This window comes from Microbacterium sp. (genome assembly GCF_031178525.1).
Classification (GTDB): Bacteria; Actinomycetota; Actinomycetes; order Actinomycetales; family Microbacteriaceae; genus Microbacterium.
In genome coordinates, this window is record NZ_JAPSJA010000372.1 from 1 (window position 1) to 1,972 (window position 1,972).

Annotated in this window: 1 protein-coding gene and 1 pseudogene; both read left to right on the forward strand. The window is 75.5% G+C overall.

Going from position 1 to position 1,972, the window contains the following annotated elements:
* Window positions 1–1,356: pseudogene (locus tag RIF89_RS14510) on the forward strand (hypothetical protein); the annotation flags it as partial.
* Between the two features lie 14 nt (window positions 1,357–1,370).
* Complete coding sequence (gene recR, locus RIF89_RS14515; protein WP_309069783.1) at window positions 1,371–1,964, forward strand: recombination mediator RecR; 594 nt, start codon at window positions 1,371–1,373, stop codon at window positions 1,962–1,964.
* The last annotated feature ends 8 nt before the right edge of the window (window positions 1,965–1,972 follow it).

The following is a 1,972-nucleotide window of genomic DNA, read 5'->3' on the forward strand; positions in this document are numbered from 1 at the left end:
GCGGGAGCGATCGCACCGGAGGCGGCTGCCGCCCCGGGCGCCGCGCCCGTGCCCGCCGCCGCGGCACCGTCCGTCGTGCCGACGCCCACGCCGTCCGCTCCCGCTGCCGCGCCTGCGGGGGCTGCCGCCTCGGCGCCGGCCGCGGCCGCTCCGGCACGGCAGCCTCACGCGCCCGCCGACGCTCCGGCTCCGGCCGCTGCCGCTGCCGCTGCGGACGCCGCGCCGTCCGCGTCGTTGAGCGGTGACGCCGAGCGACCTCGGAACACAGGCGACGGCGCCGGAGACGAGCCGTCTCCGACCCCGCCGCACACCGCCGCGCAGGCCGATACGGTGCCCGCCGCCGGCTGGGCGACGGTCGCGCCGGGTACGGCGCCGGCATCGCCGCCCGCCGCGACGCAGCCTGCGTCGCCGGCTGCCGCTTCGCAGGCTGCCGCTTCGCAGCCCGCCGAGCCGCCCGTTCCGGCGGGACCGCTCACGCTCGACGGCATCACGGCCGCGTGGCAGGCCGTGCTCGAGCGTCTTCAGGAGATCCGTCGCACGAGCTGGCTCGTCGTCGCCGGCGCGCGCGTGGCGGATGTGCGCCCCGACGACGTGCTCGTGCTCGGCTTCCCGAACGAGGGCGACCTCGAGAAGTTCAAGCACCGGACGCCGCAGGGCGGGGTGAGCGAGGACCTGCGCACCGCGATCATGGCCGTGCTGGGCGTGCGTGTGAAGTACCTCGCGCACGTCGACGCGAGCGCCCGCGAGGCCGGTCCGCGGGAGCAGGGCGGCGGGCAGCGTCCCGCGGAGCCTGCGCCCTCCGACCCCGACCCGGCGCCGTCGTACGACGACGTCCCGCCCGAGCCGGACTATCCCGACGAGCCGTACCCGGGGGAGGACCCGTACGCGTCGCGCCCCGCGGCCCAACCCCGCCCTGCGCCCGCCCGTCCCGCGCCCGCTCGCGCCGAGCGGGCTCGCCCCGAGCCGCCGCGTCGCGATCCCGCCGCGCCGTACACCGCGGCGCCCGTGACCGATTGGGTCGTCGCGACGATCCCGAACTCGGACGCGGCTCCGGCCCTCGCGGTGGACGACGACCCCGAGGACGCCGCGGTGCCCGTCGCCGCGCGCGTCGCGACGCTCGAGCGCGAGGGCGACGTGATGCCGACCGAGGTGCCCGTCGATGCGGACGACACCGAGGACGAGGCGCCCGCTGCGGTCGACGTGCCGCCGGTGATCCAGACCCCGACCGTGACTGTGCAGCGCCGCGTGGTGCAGACCGACGGCGTGCAGCGCTACGGCGAGGCCGTCGTCCGGCAGATCCTCGAGGCGCGCTTCGTGCGCGAAGAGCCCTACGAGCCGCCCACGCGGTTCCAGTGAGAAGGTCCATCTAGATGTACGACGGCATCGTCCAGGAGCTGATCGACGAGCTCGGCCGGCTCCCCGGGATCGGCCCGAAATCCGCCCAGCGCATCGCGTTCCACATCCTGCAGACCCCGACGTTCGACGTGTCGCGGCTGTCGGAGCTGCTGCGCGAGGTGCGCGAGCGCGTGAAGTTCTGCGAGATCTGCGGCAACGTCTCCGAGCAGGACACGTGCGCGATCTGTCGCGATCCGCGCCGCAACGCAGCCCTGATCTGCGTGGTCGAGGATGCGAAGGACGTCGCGGCCATCGAGCGCACACGCGAGTTCCGCGGCCTGTACCACGTGCTGGGCGGCGCGATCAGCCCGATCGCGGGCATCGGTCCCGACGACCTGCGCATCCAGCAGCTGATGTCGCGCCTGGCCGACGGCACCGTGCAGGAGGTCATCCTCGCCACGAACCCCAACCTCGAGGGCGAGGCGACGGCGACCTACCTCAGCCGTCTGCTCACGACGCTGCAGATCACCGTCTCGCGCCTCGCGTCGGGCCTCCCGGTGGGCGGCGACCTCGAGTACGCCGACGAGGTCACGCTCGGCCGCGCCTTCGAGGGCCGCCGCGCGATCTGAGGTGCTGC